18 protein-coding genes, 1 other RNA gene and 2 pseudogenes are annotated in these 21,958 nt (G+C 63.5%); 10 read left to right on the top strand and 11 right to left on the bottom strand.

Annotated elements, in window-relative coordinates:
• The 5 genes from NMB43_RS11770 to NMB43_RS11750 all read right to left on the bottom strand — a co-directional run bounded on the left by NMB43_RS11770 (position 1) and on the right by NMB43_RS11750 (position 3,426).
• Positions 1-204: a tail protein X gene (locus tag NMB43_RS11770; protein WP_494348352.1), complete on the bottom strand. Its 204-nt coding sequence runs from the start codon at positions 202-204 to the stop codon at positions 1-3.
• Positions 204-674 (bottom strand): head completion/stabilization protein, encoded by a 471-nt coding sequence (locus NMB43_RS11765; RefSeq protein ID WP_494348351.1) that lies wholly within the window; start codon positions 672-674, stop codon positions 204-206. The genes NMB43_RS11770 and NMB43_RS11765 overlap by 1 nt, the downstream gene beginning before the upstream one ends.
• Positions 675-767: 93 nt before the next feature.
• Complete coding sequence (gene gpM, locus NMB43_RS11760; protein ID WP_494348350.1) at positions 768-1,493, bottom strand: phage terminase small subunit; 726 nt, start codon at positions 1,491-1,493, stop codon at positions 768-770.
• 17 nt (positions 1,494-1,510) lie between these two features.
• Positions 1,511-2,539, bottom strand: coding sequence for a phage major capsid protein, P2 family (locus tag NMB43_RS11755; protein ID WP_494348349.1), 1,029 nt, complete (start codon positions 2,537-2,539; stop codon positions 1,511-1,513).
• A 44-nt stretch (positions 2,540-2,583) separates the two neighbouring features.
• Entirely contained in the window at positions 2,584-3,426 is an 843-nt protein-coding gene (locus NMB43_RS11750) for a GPO family capsid scaffolding protein (RefSeq protein WP_494348348.1), read from the bottom strand.
• 169 nt (positions 3,427-3,595) lie between these two features.
• On the opposite strand from NMB43_RS11750, the gene NMB43_RS11745 reads away from it, so the two are divergent.
• The 3 genes from NMB43_RS11745 (at position 3,596) to NMB43_RS11735 (ending at position 7,366) form a co-directional block, all read left to right on the top strand.
• Positions 3,596-5,395: a terminase ATPase subunit family protein gene (locus NMB43_RS11745; RefSeq protein ID WP_494348347.1), complete on the top strand. Its 1,800-nt coding sequence runs from the start codon at positions 3,596-3,598 to the stop codon at positions 5,393-5,395.
• Positions 5,395-6,438 (top strand): phage portal protein, encoded by a 1,044-nt coding sequence (locus tag NMB43_RS11740; protein WP_494348346.1) that lies wholly within the window; start codon positions 5,395-5,397, stop codon positions 6,436-6,438. Before NMB43_RS11745 ends, NMB43_RS11740 begins: the two co-directional genes overlap by 1 nt.
• Positions 6,439-6,571: 133 nt before the next feature.
• Complete coding sequence (locus NMB43_RS11735) at positions 6,572-7,366, top strand: DNA adenine methylase (protein ID WP_494348345.1); 795 nt, start codon at positions 6,572-6,574, stop codon at positions 7,364-7,366.
• On the opposite strand, the gene NMB43_RS11730 is transcribed toward NMB43_RS11735, so the two are convergent.
• From NMB43_RS11730 to NMB43_RS11705, 6 genes are all read right to left on the bottom strand, one after another.
• Positions 7,363-7,857 (bottom strand): type II toxin-antitoxin system VapC family toxin, encoded by a 495-nt coding sequence (locus NMB43_RS11730; RefSeq protein WP_494348344.1) that lies wholly within the window; start codon positions 7,855-7,857, stop codon positions 7,363-7,365. The two genes, NMB43_RS11735 and NMB43_RS11730, sit on opposite strands and share 4 nt — an antisense overlap.
• Before the next feature lie 365 nt (positions 7,858-8,222).
• Positions 8,223-8,585: a transfer-messenger RNA gene (ssrA, locus tag NMB43_RS11725) on the bottom strand.
• Between the two features lie 20 nt (positions 8,586-8,605).
• Positions 8,606-9,271 (bottom strand): HAD family hydrolase, encoded by a 666-nt coding sequence (locus NMB43_RS11720; RefSeq protein WP_494348343.1) that lies wholly within the window; start codon positions 9,269-9,271, stop codon positions 8,606-8,608.
• Between the two features lie 4 nt (positions 9,272-9,275).
• Positions 9,276-9,980 (bottom strand): bifunctional 2-polyprenyl-6-hydroxyphenol methylase/3-demethylubiquinol 3-O-methyltransferase UbiG, encoded by a 705-nt coding sequence (ubiG, locus tag NMB43_RS11715; RefSeq protein ID WP_494348342.1) that lies wholly within the window; start codon positions 9,978-9,980, stop codon positions 9,276-9,278.
• A gap of 85 nt (positions 9,981-10,065) precedes the next feature.
• Positions 10,066-10,821, bottom strand: coding sequence for an OmpA family protein (locus NMB43_RS11710; protein WP_494348341.1), 756 nt, complete (start codon positions 10,819-10,821; stop codon positions 10,066-10,068).
• A gap of 135 nt (positions 10,822-10,956) precedes the next feature.
• Entirely contained in the window at positions 10,957-12,279 is a 1,323-nt protein-coding gene (locus NMB43_RS11705; RefSeq protein WP_494348340.1) for a TRZ/ATZ family hydrolase, read from the bottom strand.
• A gap of 92 nt (positions 12,280-12,371) precedes the next feature.
• On the opposite strand from NMB43_RS11705, the gene gyrA reads away from it, so the two are divergent.
• The 7 genes and pseudogenes from gyrA to cmk all read left to right on the top strand — a co-directional run.
• Positions 12,372-14,990 (top strand): DNA gyrase subunit A, encoded by a 2,619-nt coding sequence (gene gyrA, locus NMB43_RS11700; RefSeq protein ID WP_494348339.1) that lies wholly within the window; start codon positions 12,372-12,374, stop codon positions 14,988-14,990.
• Positions 14,987-16,051: a prephenate dehydratase gene (pheA, locus tag NMB43_RS11695; protein WP_494348338.1), complete on the top strand. Its 1,065-nt coding sequence runs from the start codon at positions 14,987-14,989 to the stop codon at positions 16,049-16,051. Before gyrA ends, pheA begins: the two co-directional genes overlap by 4 nt.
• Positions 16,052-16,081: 30 nt before the next feature.
• Entirely contained in the window at positions 16,082-17,182 is a 1,101-nt protein-coding gene (gene hisC / locus NMB43_RS11690; protein WP_494348337.1) for a histidinol-phosphate transaminase, read from the top strand.
• Positions 17,179-18,060, top strand: coding sequence for a prephenate dehydrogenase (locus NMB43_RS11685; RefSeq protein WP_494348336.1), 882 nt, complete (start codon positions 17,179-17,181; stop codon positions 18,058-18,060). Before hisC ends, NMB43_RS11685 begins: the two co-directional genes overlap by 4 nt.
• Positions 18,061-18,064: 4 nt before the next feature.
• A pseudogene (gene aroA, locus NMB43_RS11680) lies at positions 18,065-19,351 on the top strand (3-phosphoshikimate 1-carboxyvinyltransferase); the annotation flags it as partial.
• 122 nt (positions 19,352-19,473) lie between these two features.
• Positions 19,474-21,198, top strand: coding sequence for an arginine--tRNA ligase (gene argS / locus NMB43_RS11675; protein WP_494348335.1), 1,725 nt, complete (start codon positions 19,474-19,476; stop codon positions 21,196-21,198).
• A gap of 89 nt (positions 21,199-21,287) precedes the next feature.
• Positions 21,288-21,947 (top strand): annotated as a pseudogene (gene cmk / locus NMB43_RS11670) ((d)CMP kinase); the annotation flags it as partial.
• Positions 21,948-21,958: the final 11 nt, after the last annotated feature.

Here is a 21,958-nt window from a genome sequence, read left to right as displayed (position 1 = left end):
TCAGTCCCAGAGGTTGAGGGTTTGCTTGACGGCCGGCGGCGCCATGTCGGGCAGCTCGACGGCGGTGCCGTGCGGCAGGATCGCGCCCAGCGAGGCAATGCCGGGATTGGCTTCGAGCACGGTCTCGACGATGCCGGCGGTGCGGCCGTAGTGGCGGTAGCAGAGCAGGTCCAGGGTGTCGCCCTGGTGTGCGATCACGCGCATCAGATCAGCTCCACCGTGCTGCGCGGCCGGCCGACGATGTCGGAGAGCGCCCAGGCGGCGTCGCGGCGCAGATCGTCGATCGGGCTCTCGACCAGGTCGGCGCGCTGATCGCCCTTGCCGGTCGCGTCGGCCCCGCGATAGCGCTCGGCGAGGCTGGCCGCGGCGTAGCAATAGACGGCCCGCGTCCAGCGGTGGACGTGCTTGGTGGTCCCGTCGATCTCTTCGTCGCTGGTCTCTTCGAGCGAGCTGTGACCGGCGGCGATCTGTTGCGCCTTCCAGGTAGCCAGGCCCTCGATTGCGCTGATCGCGCCCTCTACCAATGCCGCCCGCACGCGGACGTCCGTCACGCTGCCGTCGATGCGCATGGCTTCGCGGAAGTCCTGCGGAGACACAGCCGGCCAGAAGGGGCCGACATCGATGTCGGTTTCCGCGGGGTTGCTGGTGCCGGTGGCGACGAAGGGACTGCTCATGGTGACTCCGGTGTGGTCGCGGTGGTCGGGGGTTTGAGCGATCGGCTGGCCGATGCTCGCCCCCCCGAGCCGCGAGGGTCGCGGGGACGCTCGTTATGCCGCCGGGGCGGGCGTGTTCTTGGGGTCGCGCGTGAGGCGCTCGAGGCGCTCGATGTCCTTCTTGACGCCCACCTTGTCGTGGAGCTGCAGGGCGCGCTTGAGGTAGTCGAGAGCGGAGAGGCGACAGCGCAGGCCGAAGTCATCGTCTGGCGGCCCATCTTCGGCTTCGGCACGAGCGAGCAGCGCGTAAGCGATAGCTTTGAGGAGCTTGGCGCGGACTTCGTCCGGCATGTCCTGCTCAGTGACCATTTCTTCGCACTGACGCAGCAGATCGGCATAGGGCGCCAGTGCCACCCCTTCGAGCTTCAGCGTGGTGTCGGCCATCTCCTCGGCGATCAGGCACGCGGTGGTGCGCTGGAAGCGGTCCGGCATTTGCAGGCCGTGCTTGATGGCATGGGCGGCCATCGGGAGCGCGGCGGCGAAATCACCGCAGTCGATGTGCCACAGCAGGATCGTCATGAAGACATCGTCCTGTCGCGGGCTGTCGGCCTGCAGCACGCCCTCGCACCAGGCGGCGTACTTGGGCAGCAGCTCACGCTTGACGGCGATCTTGCGTTCGACGCTCTGCACCGTTTTGAGGTGGCGGCGGTCCTCGGCGAGCGAGGCCTGCATGAGTTCGTACTCGGTGGCGTTGGCGCGCAGCTCGGAAGAACCCGCCCCGGCCGTGACGGCCAGGGCGGCGAGCACACGCTGCCGGTGAGCGAGGGCGTGGCGGGTCATGGTGCGGGTGCTCCCGATCAGGCGGCGACGAGCTGGATGTTCTCAGCGACCGCGATGCAGTCGAAGTCCTCGACCACGTAGGCGTCGTTCGAGGACTCGTAGTTCTCGATCCGGTTGCGCTTCGGGTTTTCCTCGAGGTGCCGGCGGCGCGCGCCTTCTTGGAAGTAGATCGACAGGTTATCCAGGCGCGTGATCGCAAGGCCGTTGGCCGGGAAGAAGGGCACCGTGACCGCCTGCTTACCGCCAACGCGCTTCTGGCTGATGATCAGATCCGCCGCGATCGCCTCGGAGTTGTCCTGCGCCTTGTTCACCAGCGGGAAATACTTGTCCGCCAACAGGTCGCGGCCGAGGATGACCACGAGTTCAGTATCGTCTTGGTACCAGGGAGCCAGGATGGAGCTGATCAGATCCATGACCAGGGCATCGAGGTTCTTGTAGCCATTGGCGGCACCGACGGTGTTACCGATCTGGATCTTGTTGGAACCGGCGGCGACTTCGGACAGCACGTTGGAGCCGCCGTTGAAGTCGCGCACGTGCTGCAGCCAGCCCTTGTTGACGTCCTGCAGGAGCGGATTCGCAATCAGGTCGGTGTCTGCGGCGGCATGTGTGCCGTTCCAGCCGATCATGATGCGGTCCAGCGCCTGACGCTTGATGATCAGGTCGCGCAGCCGCGCCTGGAAGTCCTTGAACTTGGCCCAGGCGTCCAGGGTGGCGTAGGGCACGTAGGTATCGAAGTTCGTCTGCACGGCCTGATAGCCCTTGTTGTCCAGAGCCAGCACGTTGCGCGGCGAACGGTCCGCGTTGGTGGTGTTGGTGCGGCTGGCGATGGGGCCGCCGACGCCCATCCCCAGCTTCTCGCCGATCTGCTCGGGGACTGGGACAATGTTGATGCGCTGCAGGAAGTCCGAGGACTCCTGCATGCGGGTCTCCAGCGTCTGCTGCACGCTGGGCGCGACGGTGAAGGTCTTGGTGGCGTCGCTCACGCCGCTCAACTGGGCGATTGCGGCGAGGTAGGCGGAATACTTCTGGCGGGCTTCGATGCGCATTGTTCGGTCTCCGAAAGGCGGATTGGGTGGGAACTCGTTGAGGATCAGCAGTCGGTGGTCACGTCGCCCTTGCCACCCGTGGCGGGGGCACGCGGCGCCCCGCCCGGGGTGTTGCTGAGCTTGGTGGTGAGGTCTTCGAGCTGGGCTTTCACCTTGGCCAGCTCGTCGCCGGTGGCGCTGAGCTTCTGAATGGCGGCCTCGGCTTCGCCCAAGCGCTTGGAGGTCTCGTCGTTGAGTGCCACTTGGTGCGAGGCGATCTCTTCGACCGCCGCGTGCACATCGGCGAAACGGGCGTCGTCGGAGTCCTGCTTGCGCGAGAACATGCTGCGGATCTTGTCCAGCAGGCCGGGTTCTTCTTCGATCTCGTCGAACTCGAACACCACCTCTTCGGCCGCGCTGAACAGGTTGTCTTCGTGCAGCTTGCGACTCTTGAGCGCTCCGCTCTTGGCCGAAAACTCCAGCATTTCAGTGCCAAGGCTGGCGGGGCTGTCCGTGACGGCCAGGCCGACGAGGTAGGCCTTGCCGGTCTTGGCGAAGTCCGGCTGCACTTCCATCGACGTGTAGACCTTCTGGCCCTTCTTGTTCAGGGCGATCAGTTCGTCGGTGGGCGCGATCTGGCCGAACAGCGCCAGCTTCTTTTTGCCGTCGATCTCGACCTCTTCGGTCTTGAGGGCGATGACATCACCGTAGGCCTTGAACAGGCCGTTGGGGTCAACGCCTTTGAAGTGTTCGAGATTGACGCGCGCACCATAGGTGTTGGGGTTGTAGCTCGAGGCCATCTGTTCGAGCCATGCACGTTCGATCGTGCGCCCGTCGGTGGTGGCGCCTTCGACGCCGATGCGGACAAACTTGCTGACGCGCTTGAACTTCTTTGCCTTCTGGCTCATGTGCTGATCCCCTGACGTGGTCTGGATTTCTGTGTTGGCGCGATATCGCGCTCGACACAGCCATCATCGGGACTCAAGCGACTGCGAGCTATGCCCATGTGTTGTATGCGCGCCGGCCTACAACACGCCGCGACCGGACTCGCGCGCGCGCGGCGGCAAAGTGGGCGACATGGATTTGTCGCAACCGCCCATCTCAATCTCCAATGCTCCCGGCATGGACCCTTGCCGGCAGGCGCGCGACCTGTACTGGCAAGGCCTGCGCGTGGCGCGCATCGCCGAGATGCTGGGCATCAAGGCGGCCACCATTCATTCGTGGAAGCGGCGCCAGCTATGGGACGAGACCGAGCCCGTCGCCCGTGTCGAGGCCGTGATCGAAGCACGTCTGATGAAGCTGGTCGCAAAGGAGCAGAAGGAAGGCTGCGACTACAAGGAGATCGATCTACTCGGGCGGCAGCTCGAGCGCACCGCGCGCGTGAAGAAGTACAGCGCGCCGGGTGGGCGCGAGACCGATCTCAATCCGAAGATCGCAGAGCGCAACGCCGCCCCACGCACGCGCAAGGCACCGCCCAAGAATGCAATCAGCGAAGAGCAGGCCAATCGCATGCGCGAGGCCTTCCTCGACGATCTCTTTGGCTACCAGAAGCACTGGCACCGGGCCGGGTTCGTCGAGCGGATCCGCAACGTGCTGAAGTCGCGCCAGATCGGCGCGACGTTCTACTTCGCGCGCGAGGCGCTGGTCGATGCGATCCACACCGGGCGCAATCAGATTTTTCTGTCGGCCAGCAAGGCGCAGGCCTTCCAGTTCAAGAGCTACATCCAGGACTTTGCGCGCAGCTCGGCTGACGTCGAGCTGCAGGGCGAGAAGATCACGCTACACCTGCCCAACGGTGAGTCTCCCGAGCTGATCTTCCTGGGCACCAACAGCCGCACGGCGCAGAGCTACCACGGCAATCTGTACCTGGACGAGTACTTTTGGATTCCGAAGTTCCAGGAGCTGCGAAAGGTGGCCAGCGGCATGGCCTCGCAGAAGCGCTGGCGCCAGACCTACTTCTCGACGCCGTCTTCGCTCACCCACGAGGCGGTGCCGTTCTGGGACGGCACGCTGTTCAACCGAGGGCGATCCAAGGAGGACCGGATCAAGCTGGACGTCAGCCACACGGCGCTGGCGGCCGGTCGGCGCTGCGAAGATGGCCAGTGGCGCCAGATCGTGACGATCCTCGATGCCCTGGCCAGCGGTTGCGACCTGTTCGACATCGAGCAGCTCCGCCTCGAGTACTCGCCCGAAGAGTTCCTGCAGCTCTTCATGTGCCAGTTCATCGATGACGGGCAGAGCATCTTCCCGCTCAACGTCCTGCAGCGCTGCATGGTGGATGCCTGGGAAGAGTGGGGCGACTTCAAGCCATTCGCAGCGCGCCCGTTCGGATACCGCGAGGTCTGGATCGGGTACGACCCGGCCCGGTCGGGAGATTCGGCCGGTCTCATCGTGCTGGCACCACCCGACCGCGCGGGAGGGAGATTCCGCGTGCTGGACCGTGTCCAGTTCGCGGGTCTGGACTTCGAAGAGCAGGCCGAGCGCATCCGCCTGCTCACTCAGACCTACAACGTCGGGCACATCGGGATTGACACCACCGGCATGGGCCAAGCCGTGTTCGATCTGGTGCAGAAGTTCTACCCGAGCGTGATGCCGATTCTCTACTCGGTCGACATGAAGGTGCGCCTTGTGATGAAGGCCATGTCGGTCATCAATGCGGGGCGCCTGGAGTTCGATGCCGGCGCCACGGACCTGGCCGCCGCGCTTATGTCGATCAAGAAAACCACCACCGCGTCGGGCCGCCAGATGACCTTCGAGGCCGGGCGCTCGCAGGAAACCAGCCACGCCGATCTGGCGTGGGCGCTGATGCATGCCCTGATCCGTGAGCCGCTTGAAGGCTCGACGGCCACCAATCAAAGCTCCATGGAGATCATCTGATGTCGCGCAAGCGCACCCCCCACAACAACGTCCGTCTATCGCAAGCGCAGACGCCACAGGCACAGGCCACGGCCATGGAGTTCAGCCTGGGCGACCCGGTACCGGTGCTCGACCGCCGCGAGATCTTCGACTACCTCGAGTGCATCGAGATCAGTGGCAAGTACTACTCGCCACCGCTTCATCTGCCAGGGTTGGCGCAGATTTTCCGGGCGGCCCCCCACCACGCCAGCGCGATCTACTGCAAGCGCAACATCCTGCTCGATACCTTCATCCCACATCCGAAGCTCAATGCTCAGGAGTTCAGCCAGCTCGCGCTGGACTACTTGGTGCTCGGCAATGGCTACGTCGAGCGTGTGCGCTCGATGATCGGGCAGGCGATGAGGTACCGGGTGCCGCTGGCGTTGTACGTGCGCCGCGGCGTGGCGCCCGGCTCCTTCTGGTGGCTGCATCGCGGCTATGAAGAACAGGAGATGCCGACGGGGGATGTGTTCCAGCTCCGCGAGCCGGACCTTCGGCAGGAGATCTACGGCATGCCAGAGTATCTCGCCGCCATCAACGCCGCGCTGCTCAACGAGTCGGCGACGTTGTTCCGGCGCAAGTACTACGCCAACGGATCACATGCTGGCTTCATCTTTTACATGACCGACCAGGCGCAAAAGCAGGATGACATTGATGCGCTCAAGGAGGCCTTCCGCCAAGCGAAGGGCCCGGGGAACTTTAAGAACCTGTTTCTCTACGCACCCAACGGCAAGAAGGACGGCGTGCAGTTGATTCCGGTGAGTGAAGTGGCGGCGAAGGATGACTTCCTGAACATCAAGGGGGTGAGCCGCGACGACATCCTTGCTGCGCACCGTGTGCCGCCGCAGCTCATGGGGATCGTGCCCGGCAACGTGGGCGGATTCGGCGATGTAGAGAAGGCTGCGCGCGTCTTCGCGCAAAACGAGCTGCGGCCCTTGCAGCGTCGCCTGCTTGCGATCAACACCTGGGCTGGTGAAGAGATCGTGCGCTTCAACGACTACTCGCTCGACGCTGGTCAAGGTTGAGCAAGCTGAGACGGTGCGACCGGCCCAGGTGCGCGAACACCTGAACCGGCCACCTCCTGCAGAGTGAGCTGCATTCAGCCAAGACACCGCACCGTGCACACGGCGGGCCGAAGGCTATCAACTGTGTAACACAATGGCAAACCCTATCGTTCCATGGATGGGCGGCAAGCGCCGCCTCGCAGACAAACTGTTCCCGCTGTTCCCTTCCCACGAGTGCTACGTCGAGCTGTTCGCAGGCGGCGCCGCGCTCTTCTTCCTACGCCCGATGCCAGCGCGCACCGAGGTGCTAAACGACATCAACGGCGAACTGGTGAACCTGTATCGGGTGATCCAAAACCACCCGGAGGAATTCGCGCGCCAGTTCAAGTGGGCGCTCAGTAGTCGGCAGGTATTCAAGTGGCATCAGGAGCAACCCACTGAACCTCTCACCGATATTCAACGTGCAGCTCGCTTCTTCTACCTGCAGCAGCATGCCTTCGGTGGCAAGGTCGACGGGCAGACATTCGGTACCGCGACCACCGGTCCTGCTTACAACTTCTACCGGATCGACGACCAACTAGCAGCGGCGCATCTGCGCCTTGCTGGTGTCTATGTCGAGCATCTTCAATGGCACGCCTGTGCCGAGAAGTACGACCGGCCGCACACCTTCTTCTACGCGGATCCGCCGTACTGGGAGACCGAAGGGTATGGGGTGGGTTTCCCGTGGAGCGAGTACGAGCGCCTGGCCCACTTCATGGGCACGTGCAAGGGCAAGGTGATGTTCTCGATTAACGATAACCCTGCCATCCGCGAGCTCTTCGCGGCCTTCCACTGCCATGAGCTGGACATCAAGTACAGCAACGGCAATCAGGCGAATGGGGCGCCGCAGACCAGCAGGGAGCTGGTTTTTGCGAACTGGGATCCGATGGAGAGCGGGCAGCTCTTCTAGTCATCAGTACTGCTGGCGGCTTCACCGCTTGAGTGGAGCCGCCAGTCTTCACACGGAAGAAGTCCCTCTACGGCATCACGCAGACATCCGTCATTGGTAACGAGGATGCAGCCGTACATGAATGCTGATTGGGCAATAAGTGCGTCGGGGATGTTGTCATCACGGGACTTCCGTTTCCTGCCTTTGCATTGCCCCATCCGACTCAGAACCGTTTCGTAGATATTTTCTCCTGCATCGTCACCCCATACAGACTCTCCTAACCCTGCCCCTGCAACATCAAGAGAGAACGGTGCGAGAAGTACTGCTTTCGCGGTTTCTGAAAACTTGGCTGCAAGCGGTTCAGCTCTGCCCCTGACAGAGGGATCCGGAGACGCGAGGCAGTTGTTGAGTTCCTCTCGTTGAATTGGGGTTGCTACCAGATGTTTGCCTTGCAACTGGGAATAGTCGATCTCGCCATCAAGCAAATGGTTGAAGACGTTCGTGTCCAGCATGTAGCGCTTCTTCTCTGAATCCATGTCGAACCCGCACGTGTGGTGCACTCGTGCCCAGTCTATCCCGTATGCCCCCCTGTTCGACTAACTGGCGCGCGGTCGTTCCCCCGCCACGCCCGCCCTCTTCATGGGGCGGAATACTTGCAGGCGCAAGGAAGGCTCTTTCCGGCCCTACAGGGGGCGCGGCGGGGCAGGGCGCGCTGTCGGAAAAGTGTGCAGATTTATGCAGCCTAAGCACTTGCAGTGGCCTGGGCATGCTGCGAAAAAGCTGCGATCACAGGACGATTCCAGTCGAAAAGAATCGCAGCCTGCAGGAGCGGCAAAAAAATAAGGCCTTGAATTTCAAGGCCTTATTTTCTTCTTGCTGGTGGAGGCGGGGGGGATCGAACCCCCGTCCGAAAGTCCTCTACAACCGGATCTACATACTTAGCCGTTCTATTTAAATTTAACCCTGCGCTTAGCCGATCGGCAGGCCGACGCAGGGCGAGTCACCTTGGTTTTAGCTCCGTCTCAAGTAACCCGAAACGGCACGAGTCTCTGTGAATGACGCTGCTGCCGGTTGCCCGGCCTGATCCAGAGACCTATCAGTGCAGCGGCTGTAGCCTTAAGCGGCTACTGCGAATTGCTCGTCGTTGGCGAGTATAGATTTCCAGATGGATTTACGAGGTCACTGGTCCTCGGTATGCACCAAGCTGCTTCGCGACCCCCGTCGAAGCCATGTCGCCCCCGGTGATCTGTGTTGCAGGCCTCAATTGTAAGCGGCAGGGGCGAGGCAGTCCAACACTTCCGCCGGTTCATCGATGATATGGTCGGCGCCCCAGCTTTCAATGGGGTCGCCCACGCCCAGGTAACCCCAGCGGACAGCGATAGTGCGCATGCCAGCCGCTCGACCGGCTTCGATGTCGCGGCGATCATCGCCGACGTAGATGCAGTCGGTCGCGGCCAGGCTGGCGAGTTGGCAGGCGTGCAGCAAGGGGTCTGGCGCCGGCTTGGGACGTGCCGCTGTATCGCCACTGACCACGCAGCAGGCGCGCGTGTCGATCGCCAGCGCCTTGACCAGCGGCTGCGTGAAACGGGTGTGTTTATTGGTGATGATGCCCCACAGGAGATTGCGCGCCTCCAGGTGGTCCAGCAACTCCGGCATGCCTGCAAACAGCGTGGTGTGCCTGCAGATGTCGCGCTGATAGTGCCCCAGTACACGCTCGGCATAACCCGCGTAGGCCGGGTGCTCGGGCAGTACATCCATGCCCGCACGCAACAGGCCGCGCACACCCTGCGAGGTATAAGGGCGAAGATGTTCCAGCGGGAGCGCAGCCAGGCCTTCTTCGGCACGCAGCGCGTTCAGGGCCGAGCCGAGGTCGGGGGCCGTGTCGGCCAGGGTGCCGTCGAGATCGAAGAAAATCGCGCGGGTCATGACTTCAGGCTGTGCGGGCACAGCGCATCAGGTAATTGACATCGGTGCCCTCGCCAAGGCGATAGTGCTGAGTGACCGGGTTGTAGTGCAGGCCGGTCAAAGCCTGGACATCCAGACCGGCGTCACGGGCGAAGCGCGACAGCTCGGAGGGCTTGATGAACTTCTGGTAGTCGTGTGTGCCGCGCGGCAGCATGTTCAGCACGTATTCGGCGCCGACGACGGCCAGCAGATAAGCCTTGGCATTGCGGTTGAGCGTGGAGAAATAGACCGTGCCCCCTGCCTTGGTGAGCGTGGCGCAGGCGCGCACGATGCTGGCCGGGTCCGGCACGTGCTCCAGCATCTCCATGCAGGTCACGATGTCGTACTGGCCTGCTTCAGTGGCCGCAAGCTCTTCTGCGGCGATCTTGCGATAGCGGATGTCCAGGTTGCTTTCATGCAGATGCAGGCGAGCGACGGACAGAGGTTTTTCTGACAGGTCTATCCCGCTGACCTTGGCGCCGAGGCGCGCCATGCTTTCGCACAGGATGCCGCCGCCGCAACCGATGTCCAGTACCGTTTTGCCAGCCAGTGGGGTTGCGGTGTCGATCCACTGGGTGCGCAGCGGATTGATCATGTGAAGGGGCTTGAATTCCGACTCAGGGTCCCACCAGCGGTGGGCCAGTTCGCCGAACTTGGCGAGTTCCGAATCGTCTGCGTTGAGCGTGGGCATCGGGGGTCCCGGGAGAACGAGGTGGTGCGATTGTATAAACAAAAAAGCCCTGCCGAAGCAGGGCTTTTCTTACCGGAGCAGCAGCTTACTTCTTGGTGCCGACGGCTTCCAGATCGACGCGGCGATCAGCGGCCAGGCAATCCACCAGCTTCTTGTTCTTGCCGGATTCAGCGCCCATGTTCTTGCACTTGTCGCCGGACACGGGCTGGCTTTCGCCCTTGCCTTCGGTGTAGACACGGTTGGCATCGATGCCCTTGCTGACCAGGAGGTCCTTGATCGCGGCGGCGCGCTTCTCGGACAGGGCCTGGTTGTACTTGTCGGAACCGATGCGGTCGGCGTGACCCACAGCGATCACGACTTCCAGGTTCATGGCCTTCAGGCTGTCGGCGAAGCTGGAGAGCTTGCTTTGGCCTTCGCTGCTGATAACGGCCTTGTCGTATTCGAACAGGGCGTCAGCATTGACCGTGACCTTCTGGGCGACCGGAGCCGGGGCGGGCGCGGGAGCCGGAGCGGGCGCAGCAGCCGGGGCCGGCGCAGCAGCGACCGGAGCGGGCTTCGGCACGCACATGTCCTTCGGAATCAGGTCGGGATCGCAGTAGCAGCCGACGGGGAAACCGGTTTCCTTGACCTTGACGCTCTTGGCTGCGTCCAGCGACCAGAAGCCGGTGCGCCAGCACATGCCGGTGGCGTTGCGGGTCAGGACGCTACGGCTGTCGGTGGCGTAAGGAATGATGTCGCCCGGCTTTGCGTCGACGGTGTAATCCTTGGTTTGTGCGTGAGCAACCGACAGGAAGCCCAGCGCAGCAACTGCGGCCAGAACAAACTTGCGATTCATTTTCATTGTGTATTCCCCTAACAAGGTTTGTTTGCGATCAGAAACTGGGGACCGAGAGGTGTGACTGCCCCAAACTACTTGTGGGTTGAGTCGCTCGGCATGGGGGCGAAATGATTAACGCAGTGCGAGATTCATCCCGGCTCAACTCCGAATGGAATTGTGCCACATGCTGCAAATCCGCAGCAATTCGCTGTTGTGCGGGTGCAACAATTGATAATCCGCCACGCGCCTATTTCCGTTAACCCACACATCGCTGACATGGTCGCGACCTGAAACATAAATGACATGTGAAGCCGGATCGAAGCAAGGATGGGTAATCCAGTCATCCAGTGCAATGGCGCAGAAGTCAGCGCTCTTGGTGGGGCGGATGGAGCCCGTCTCCGCGCCCAGGCCCAGTGCCGTCGCGCCTCCCAGGGTGGCCATCCGGAGTACCTGATGCGCCGGAAGGGTGTCTGCATTTCCCGTGCTGACCTTGGCCAGTAATGCAGCGTGGCGCATTTCCTGGAAGATATCCAGGCGATTATTGCTGGCGCTTCCGTCGGTGCCGAGGCCGACCTCGATTGTGCGGGCCAGCATCTTGGCGACAGGGGCAATGCCGCTGGCCAGCTTCATGTTGGAGGTCGGGTTGTGCGAAACGCTGACCCGGTGTGTAGCCAGCAGGTCCAGTTCCTCGTCAGTCATGTGAACGGCGTGGGCCAGGAGGAGTTCGCTGCCCAGCAGGCCGAGACGCTGCAGGCGTTGCAAGGGGCGCACGCCATGCGCGCGCACGCTGTCTTCAATTTCGCCCTGCGTTTCGTGTAAGTGTAGGTGGATCGGTGCGTCGAGCTCCGTCGCCAGGCTCGCGATGTGCTCGAAGGCGGCGTCTGACACCGTGTAGGGGGCGTGCGGAGCCAGCGCAAAGCTCAGGAGCGGATGGTTTGTCCATTTGTCGCGCACCTGCAGGCCCTTGCGCAGGTAGTCGTCGGCGTCGCTGGCGTAACCGGTGGGGAAGTCGATCACCGTCACGCCCAGCATGGCGCGCATACCCAGTTCGTCGAAGGCGCGCGCCGCAGCGTCCGGGAAGAAGTACATGTCGTTGGCGCAGGTGATGCCGGAGCGCAGCATCTCGGCGCCCGCGAGCAGGGTGCCGTCGTAGACGAACTGCTCGGACAGGTGGGTGCGCTCCGTCGGCCAGATCGCGTCCTCCAGCCAGCGCATCAGGGGCAGGTCGTCGGCGATGCCGCGCATCAGGCTCATCGCGGCGTGCGTATGGGTATTGATCAGGCCAGGCAGCAGGACGTGGTGAGGCAGGCTGACCGCTTCCGCAGGCAGGTAGCGGGTGCGCGCGTCGTGGATGGGCAGGGTCTCGACGATGCGGCCAGCGCGTACCGCGACCGCGTGGTGCTCCAGTACAACGCCGGCCGGCTCAATCGGGATGATCCAGCGCGCTTCGATCAGCAGGTCGACAGGAATCGGTGGGGTCATGGGGGTCGATGGTGGGGGAGGTGGGGTGGCTTGGGGGACATGTTACAATTTCAAGCTTTTAGCGCAGTCCAACGGAGCCCCAAGCGCCTGCTATGAATTCATTCGCCAAGGAAACGCTGCCGATCAGTTTAGAGGAAGAAATGCGTCACTCTTACCTCGATTACGCGATGAGCGTGATCGTGGGACGCGCGCTTCCCGATGTTCGCGATGGCCTCAAGCCGGTACACCGGCGTGTGCTATACGCGATGCACGAGCTGAACAACGACTGGAACCGTCCGTACAAGAAGTCGGCGCGTATCGTCGGTGACGTGATCGGTAAGTACCACCCGCACGGCGATCAGGCGGTGTACGACACCATCGTGCGCATGGCGCAGGACTTCTCGCTGCGCTACATGCTGGTCGATGGCCAGGGCAACTTCGGCTCCATCGACGGCGACGGCGCGGCGGCGATGCGTTATACCGAAATCCGTCTGGCCAAGATCGCGCACGAGATGCTGGCCGACATCGACAAGGAAACGGTCGATTTCGGACCCAACTACGACGGCTCGGAGAAGGAGCCGTTGATCCTGCCGGCGCGCATCCCGAACCTGCTCATCAATGGTAGCTCCGGTATCGCGGTTGGCATGGCCACCAACATCGCGCCGCACAACCTGGGCGAAGTGGTGGATGCCTGCCTGGCGCTGCTGGCGGATCCCGAAATCACCATCGACGATCTGATCAAGATCGTGCCGGCGCCGGACTTTCCCACTGCCGGCCTGATCTACGGCCTGCATGGCGTGCACGAGGGCTACCGCACCGGCCGTGGCCGCGTGATCATGCGCGCCCGTACGCACTTCGAAGACATCGCCAAGAGCAACGACCGCCAGGCGATCATCATCGACGAGCTGCCGTACCAGGTGAACAAGCGCACCCTGCTCGAGAAGATCGCCGAGCTGGTGTCGGAGAAGCGCATCGAAGGCATCTCCGACCTGCGCGACGAGTCGGACAAGTCCGGCATGCGCGTGGTCATCGAACTCAAGCGCGGCGAAGTGGCCGAGGTTGTGCTGAACAATCTGTTCAAGCAGACCCAGATGCAGGATACCTTCGGCCTCAACATGGTGGCCCTGGTCGACGGCAAGCCGCGCCTGCTGAACCTCAAGCAGATGCTGGAGTGCTTCCTGGCACACCGGCGCGAGGTCATCACCCGCCGCACCATCTTCGAACTGCGCAAGGCACGCGAGCGTGGCCACATCCTGGAAGGCCTGGCCGTCGCGCTGTCGAACGTCGACGAGATCATTGCCCTGATCAAGGCCGCGCCGACGCCGGCCGTGGCCAAGCAGGAGCTGATGGGCCGCGAGTGGCGCTCGCAGCTGGTCGAGGACATGCTGGCGCGTGCCATGGCTGACGCCTATCGTCCGGAAGGCATCGACGCCAGCTTTGGTCTGTCGGCGCAGGGCTATCGCCTGTCTGACGTGCAGGCGCAGCGCATTCTCGAAATGCAACTGCAGCGCCTGACCAACATGGAGCAGGACAAGATCGTCGGCGAATACAAGGAGGTGATGGACATCATCACCGACCTGCTGGACATCTTGGCCCGCCCGGAGCGCATCACGCAGATCATTGCCGATGACCTGCGTGCGATCCGCGCGCAGTTCGACGATCCGCGCCGCTCCGAGATCGTGCTGAACACGGCCGACATCAACATCGAGGACCTGATCGCGCAGGAGGACATGGTCGTCACCCTGTCGCATACCGGTTACTTCAAGCGTCAGCCGCTGGCCGACTACCGCGCGCAGAAGCGCGGCGGGCGTGGCAAGCAGGCCGCCGCGACGAAGGAGGATGACTGGATCGACCAGCTCTTCGTTGCCAACACGCATGACACCATCCTGTGCTTCTCGAACCGTGGGCGCCTGTACTGGCTCAAGGTGTATGAAGTGCCGGAAGGCAACCGCAACGCGCGTGGTAAGCCGATCGTGAACCTGTTCCCGCTGGTGGAAGGCGAGAAGATCACGGCTGTGTTGCCGGTCAAGGAATTCGACGAAGGCCACTACGTCTTCATGGCGACCGCGCTGGGCACGGTCAAGAAGACACCGCTGACCGATTTCTCCAACCCGCGCAAGGCCGGCATCATCGCCGTCGCGCTGGACGATGGCGACTTCCTGGTTGGGGTGGCGATCACCGATGGTGACTGCAACGTCATGCTGTTCTCCGACGCCGGCAAGGCCGTGCGCTTTGACGAGAACGACGTGCGCCCGATGGGCCGCACGGCGCGCGGCGTGCGCGGCATGATGCTGGAAGACGGCCAACGCGTGCTGTCGATGCTGGTCGCGCATGGCGAGACGCAGAGCGTGCTCACCGCGACCGAAAACGGCTACGGCAAGCGCACCAACATCGGCGAATACACGCTGCATGGGCGCGGCACCAAGGGCATGATCGCGATCCAGTCTTCCGAGCGTAACGGCAAGCTGGTCGCCGCTGTGCTCGTCGATCCGACCGATCACGTGATGCTGATCGCCGACAACGGCGTGCTGATCCGCACGCCGGTCAAAGACATCCGCGAGTTGGGCCGCTCCACGCAAGGCGTCACCCTGATCAATCTCGACGAAGGCGCCAAGCTGTCCTCGATCGAGAAGATCGTCGAGAGTGACGAAGAGGAGAACGGCGAAGGAGTCGAGGGTACGGAAGGTGGCGAAGGCGCTGCCGGTGAATCCGCCGAGGGAGGCGAGGCGTGAGCGAGGAACTGGCGAAACTGCGGGCCGAGATCGACCGCCTGGATCGCGAGATCCTGGAGCGCCTGTCGCAGCGCGCCCAGTGCGCCAAGCGCATCGGCGAGGTCAAGCGCGGCCCGCTGTATCGCCCGGAGCGCGAGGCGCAGGTCTTGCGCAACATCGCCGACGAGAATGCCGGCCCCTTGTCGAACGAAGCTGTGCAGCGCGTGTTCCGCGAGATCATGTCGTGGTGCCTGGCGCTGGAGCAGCCGCTCAAGGTCGCTCACCTGGGGCCGCAGGGCACCTTCTCGGAGGCTGCTGCCGGCAAGCATTTCGGCGGTGCGCCGGAACTGCATCCACAGCAGACCATCGACGATGTGTTTCATGCTGTGCAGGCGGGCGCATGCGAGTACGGCGTGGTGCCGGTCGAGAACTCGACCGAGGGCGCCATCGGCCGCACGCTGGACCTGCTGCTGGCCGGCAACGTCTTCGTGTGCGGTGAAGTCAGCCTGCGCATCCGGCACAACTTCATGACGCGCGCCACCGACATGGCTTCGGTCAAGCGCATCTACTCGCACTCGCAGTCGCTGTCCCAGTGCAATGCCTGGTTGGCGCACAACGCGCACGGCATTCCGCGCCTGCCGGTGGCGAGCAATGCAGAGGCCGCCCGCATGGCGGCCGCCGATCCCGAAGCGGCGGCGATCGCCGGTGAGACGGCGGCGCAGCTCTACGGGCTGGATATCCTGCACGCCAATATCGAGGACGATCCCAACAACACCACGCGCTTCCTGGTGATCGCGCGCCATGATGCGGGCCCGTCCGGCCGCGACCGGACCTCGCTCGTGTGCTCCGCACCGAACCGGCCCGGCGCCGTCTATGAGCTGCTGGCCCCCTTTGCCGAGCAAGGCGTCAGCATGACCAAGCTGGAGTCGCGTCCGTCGCGCACCGGCCTGTGGGAATACGTGTTCTATGTGGACGTCGAGGGACACCGCGACGACCCGGCGGTGGCCACCGCCCTCAAGGCGATTGCCGACCGTGCTGCCTTCCTCAAGGTGCTGGGTTCTTACCCGGTCGCCGCCATCTGACGCCATCTGAATTTTCGTCTGGAGCCTGACATGTCTGCCGTGCAGTTCGCGCCCGAGTACATCCGCGCCATTTCGCCCTATGTGCCGGGCAAGCCGATTTCCGAACTGGCCCGTGAAATGGGTCTGGAGGAGGAAAAGATCGTCAAGCTCGCCTCGAACGAGAACCCCTTGGGCATGAGTCCCGCCGCCAAGGGCGCAGTGGCCGGCGCGCTGGGCGACATCGCGCGCTACCCCGACGGCAATGGTTTCGCGCTCAAGCAGGCGCTGTCGCACAAGCTGGGCGCGGGCATGGACAGCTTCGTGCTGGGCAATGGCTCCAATGATGTGCTGGAACTGGTTGCGCGCGCCTTCTTGTCGCCGCAGCACAGCGGGGTCTATGCGCAGCATGCTTTTGCCGTGTACCCGCTGGCGATTCAGGCCATCGGTGCGCGCCGCATCGAGGTGCCCGCACGCAACTTCGGCCACGACCTGGCGGCGATGGCGGATGCCATCGCACCGGACACGCGCATCGTCTTCATCGCCAATCCGAACAACCCGACCGGTACCTTCCTGCCCGGCGAACTGATCGAAGCCTTTCTCGGACAAGTGTCGCCCGACGTGATCGTGGTGCTGGATGAGGCCTACAACGAGTACCTTGCGCCGGTGCAGCGCTACAACGCAGTGCCCTGGATCAAGCGCTTCCCGAACCTGGTCATCACGCGCACCTTCTCCAAGATCTATGGCCTGGCTGGGCTGCGCATCGGTTACGCGGTGGCTGCGCCCGAGGTGGCGGACATCATCAATCGCGTGCGTGCCCCGTTCAACGCCAACAGCCTGGCGCTGGCTGCAGCCGAGGCTGCATTGAGCGACGACGAGTTCCTGCAGCGCAGCTACGAGGTCAATGCGAACGGCATGCAGCAGATCATCGGCGGCCTGTCTTCGCTGAACCTGGAGTACATCCCCTCGGCGGGCAACTTCCTGACCTTCAAGGTGGGGGATGCGGCCGGCGTGAACCATCAACTGCTCAAGCAGGGCGTCATCGTGCGCCCGATCGCCGGCTACGGCATGCCGGAATGGCTGCGCGTCTCCATCGGCACGCGCGAGGAGAATGCACGCTTCCTGGCGGCCTTGGCCGTGGCGCTGCAAGCATGAGCGTGAAGCTCTCGCGCCTGGTTATCGCCGGGGTTGGCCTCATTGGCGGATCCTTCGCCGCCGCGTTGAAGGAGGCTGGCGTTGCGCGGCACGTCGTGGGTGTCGGGCGCCGTCGCGAGTCCCTGCAGGAAGCCCTGGACCTGGGTTTGATCGACGAAATCCAGCTCGACTGGGAAAGCGCATTGAAGGGCGCGGATTTCGTGTTGCTGGCCATGCCGGTCGGTCAGATGGATGCGGTCATGGCAGCCATGGCGCCACACTTGGAGCCGCATACCCTGGTGACGGATGGCGGTAGTACCAAGGCAGACGTGATCCAGGCGATCTACCGCCGCCTGGGCCATCGCATCGGTCGCGTAGTCCCGGCACACCCCATCGCGGGCGCCGAGAAGAGCGGCCCCTCTGCCGCCAATGCCGAGCTGTACCGCGAGCGCAAAGTCGTGCTGACGCCGCTGCCCGAGAATGACAGTGACGCCATCGACACGGTGCGCCAGGTGTGGGCCGCCACCGGCGCTCAGATGCACCAGATGAGCCCGCAGGAACATGACCGCGTGTTCGCTGCCGTCAGCCACCTGCCGCACCTGCTGTCCTTCGGCCTGGTGCATGACTTGGCGCAGCGCGCCAATGCCGAGCAGCTCTTCAAGTACGCGGCCTCCGGTTTTCGCGACTTCACTCGCATCGCCGGCAGTCATCCCGAAATGTGGCGCGACATTTGTGTGGCCAACCGGCAGGCTTTGCTGGCCGAACTCGATGCCTATCTCAGCGAGCTCGCCTACCTGCGCGCGTTGTTGATGGCGGGCGACGGCAATGCCCTCGAAGCGCTCTTCGCGCAGGCCCGCGAAGCGCGTAACGCCTGGGTCGAACAGCAACAGAAACAGTAAGAACATGGAATTCCTCGACCTCAAACCCCTGTCACAGGCCCAGGGCACAGTGCGCCTGCCGGGCTCCAAGAGCATCTCCAACCGTACGCTGCTGCTGGCCGCACTGGCTGAGGGTACGACCGACATCCGCGACCTGCTGGCCTCGGACGATACGGACCGGATGCTGGATGCACTGAAGACGCTGGGTGTGTCGGTGGAGAAAACCGGTGAGAAGGATTACCGCGTCGTCGGTGCGCCAGACGGTTTCGCCAACAAGAACGCGGACCTGTTTCTGGGCAATGCCGGCACCGCGTTCCGTCCGCTGACCGCAGCTCTGGCTCTGGCCGGCGGCACGTATAAGCTGCATGGCGTGTCGCGCATGCATGAGCGGCCCATCGGCGACCTCGTCGATGGTTTGCGCCAGATCGGCGCCGACATCGAATACCTCGGCAACGATGGCTTCCCACCCTTGCAGATCCGCCCGGCGGCGATCCGTGCCGGTGGCGTCGTGCGTATCAAGGGCAATGTCTCCAGCCAGTTCCTGACGGCGTTGTTGATGGCGGTGCCGACCACGGGCGTCGAAACAACGATCGAAGTGATCGGCGAACTGATCTCTAAGCCTTACATCGAGATCACGCTCAAGCTGATGGCGCAGTTTGGCGTGCGCGTCGAGCGCCAGGGCTGGGAGCGATTCGTCATTCCCGGGGCTCAGCGCTATGTGTCGCCGGGCACGGTGTTCGTCGAGGGAGATGCCTCCTCGGCCTCCTATTTCCTGGCCGCCGGTGCCATCGGTGGTGGCCCGCTGCGCGTGGAAGGCGTGGGGCGCAACAGCATCCAGGGTGACGTGGCCTTCGCCCAGGCGCTGGAAGCCATCGGTGCGCGGATTCAGATGGGTGACAACTGGATCGAGGCGCAAGCGCCCGCGAGCGGCAAGCTTCGCGCCTTCGACATGGATTTCAATCACATCCCGGATGCGGCCATGACCCTGGCGGTCGCGGCACTGTTCTGCGATGGGCCCTGCCGCCTGACCAACATCGGTAGCTGGCGTGTCAAGGAGACGGATCGCATTGCGGCCATGGCGACCGAGCTGCGCAAGCTCGGGGCAATGGTGGAGGAGGGCGAGGATTGGTTGCGTGTGGCGCCGCCGACGCAACTCAAGCCGGATGCCGCGATCGACACCTATGATGACCATCGGGTGGCGATGTGCTTTTCGCTGGCCGCCTTGGGCGGCGTACCGGTGCGTATCAACGACCCGAAGTGTACGGCCAAGACCTTCCCGGAGTATTTCGACGTATTTGCCGGGGTGACCCAGTAGGGGGCAGTAGGGTGGGTTCGCGAAGCAACCCACCACCGGCCTTCGCTCATCGCTGACGGTAGCTTGTCGCTGCGCGCCGAGCCCACCCTAAGTAATTGAATCGTTTTTCGTTTGCATCCATGAATCAAACCCTCACTGAACTCCTCGATGCCCGCGTGCGTGCCGCCCTGGCGGCGGTCGGCTGTGCCGACGCGTCTGCCATCATCCAGCCAGCGGGGCGGCCCGAATTCGGCGACTACCAGGCCAACGGCGTCATGGCGGCGGCCAAGGCGCGCAAGATGAATCCGCGCCAACTGGCCGAGCAGGTGGTGGCGCAGCTTGACTTGAACGGTATCGCCAGCAAGATCGAGATTGCCGGCCCGGGTTTCATCAACATCACGCTGGCGCCGGAGTTTCTGGCCACACTGGCGGTCGCGGCGGCTGCGGATGCGAAGCTCGGCGTGCCGCTGCCGGCACAGCAGCGCGTGGTCGTCGACTATTCCTCGCCGAACCTGGCCAAGGAAATGCACGTTGGCCACCTGCGCTCCACCATCATTGGCGACGCGCTGGCGCGTGTGCTGCGTTTCCTCGGTCACGAGGTCATCGCGCAGAACCACGTCGGCGACTGGGGCACGCAGTTCGGCATGCTGACGGCCTATCTCATTGAGGCCGAGCAGGGCGGTGAGGCGCAACTCGCGTTGAATGACCTGGAAGACTTCTACCGGCGCGCCAAGCAGCGCTTTGACGAGGACGAAGCCTTTGCCACGCGTGCCCGTGAATACGTGGTGAAGCTGCAGGGCGGCGATGTGCAGGTCAATGCGCTGTGGCAGAAATTCCTCGACGTCTCGCTGCATCACTGCGAGGCCGTCTATGAAAAGCTCGGCGTGGGGCTCACGCGTGCCGACGTGCGTGGCGAGAGTGCCTACAACGACGACCTGCCGGCTGTGGTGGCCGACCTCAAGGCCAAGGGCATGGCGGTCGAGAGTGAGGGCGCGCAGGTCGTGTTTCTCGACGAGTTCAAGAACAAGGAGGGCGAGCCGCAGGCTTACATCGTGCAGAAGCAGGACGGTGGCTACCTGTACTCGACCACCGACCTGGCTGCGGTGCGCTATCGTGCCGGCACGCTGAAGGCTGACCGCGCGCTGTACGTGGTCGATGCGCGCCAGGGCCTGCACTTCCAGCAGCTCTTCACGCTCAGCCGCAAGGCGGGCTATGCGCCCGTCGACATGAAGCTGGAGCACGTCGGTTTCGGCGTCATGCTGGGTGATGATGGCAAGCCCTTTAAGACGCGCAGCGGCGGCACGGTCAAGCTGGCCGAGCTGTTGGCCGAGGCCGAAGAGCGCGCCTTTGCGCTGGTCGGCGAGAAGAATCCGGACATGGCGGAAACCGAGCGCCGCACCATCGCCCACGCGGTCGGCATCGGGGCTGTCAAGTACGCCGATCTGTCGAAGAACCGCAACAGCGATTACGTGTTCAACTGGGACACGATGCTGGCTTTCGAGGGCAACACGGCTCCGTACTTGCAATACGCCTACACGCGTATCCAGAGCGTGTTCCGCAAGGTCGATACCTTTGATGCTGCGGCACCCATCGCGCTGAACGAGCCGGCCGAGCGCCAGCTTGCCCTGGAGCTGGCGCGCTTCGCCGACGCTGTCTATTCGGTCAGCCGTGAGGCTGCGCCGCACTTCCTGTGCGGCTATCTGTACGAGTTGGCCGGCCAGTTCATGCGTTTCTACGAAGCCTGCCCGGTGCTCAAGAGCGAGGGGGCTGTGCGCGACAGCCGCCTGCGCCTGTGCCGCCTGACCGCCGACACGCTCAAGACCGGCCTTGGCCTGCTTGGCATCCAGACGCTGGAGACGATGTGATGGCGAGCCCTCACGCCCGGCCGTCCCGAAGTGAGGGCTCGTCCTCCCTTGGGGAGGATGTCGCGTCGCGACAGGAGGGCACAGTTTTTCCCGTGCTGGCCATCGATGGCCCGACCGCTTCCGGCAAGGGCACGGTCGCCAGCCGCGTGGCCGAGGCGCTGGGCTGGAACCTGCTCGATTCCGGCTCCATCTACCGCATGGTGGCGCTGGCCGCGATGAAGCGCGGCGTGGCGGTCACCGACGAAGAGGCTCTGGTGCCGATCGCGCAGAATCTGGATGCCTTCTTCAGCCACGGCCACATCATCCTGGAAGGGGAGGATGTGTCGGTGCCCGTGCGCAAGGAAGAAACGGGCAATGCGGCTTCCAAGTTGGCTGCGCTGCCACGCGTGCGTGAGACCCTGTTGGCCCGCCAGCGCGCCTTCCGTCAGGCGCCCGGCCTGGTCGCGGACGGCCGCGACATGGCTTCGATCGTGTTTCCGGACGCCTTCCTGAAGATTTTCATGACCGCCTCGGCCGAGGCACGCGCCGAAAGACGCTATAAACAGTTGATCGAAAAAGGATTGGCAGCTAACATTGATAGTCTTGTGCTAGAGCTAAGAGAGCGTGACGTCCGTGATTCCTCGCGGCCGGTGGCGCCCTTGAAGCAAGGCCCTGATTCAGTGCTGCTGGATACCACGCACATGGGCATTGATGAAGCCGTGCAGTTCGTGCTTGATCATGCTCTGGAGCGATTGTCCCGCAAGTCCTGAATGGCGCCGTG

This window comes from Uliginosibacterium sangjuense (assembly GCF_059132465.1).
Note: the sequence above shows the minus strand (reverse complement) of the source record. Positions and strands in the feature narration are given on the sequence as shown.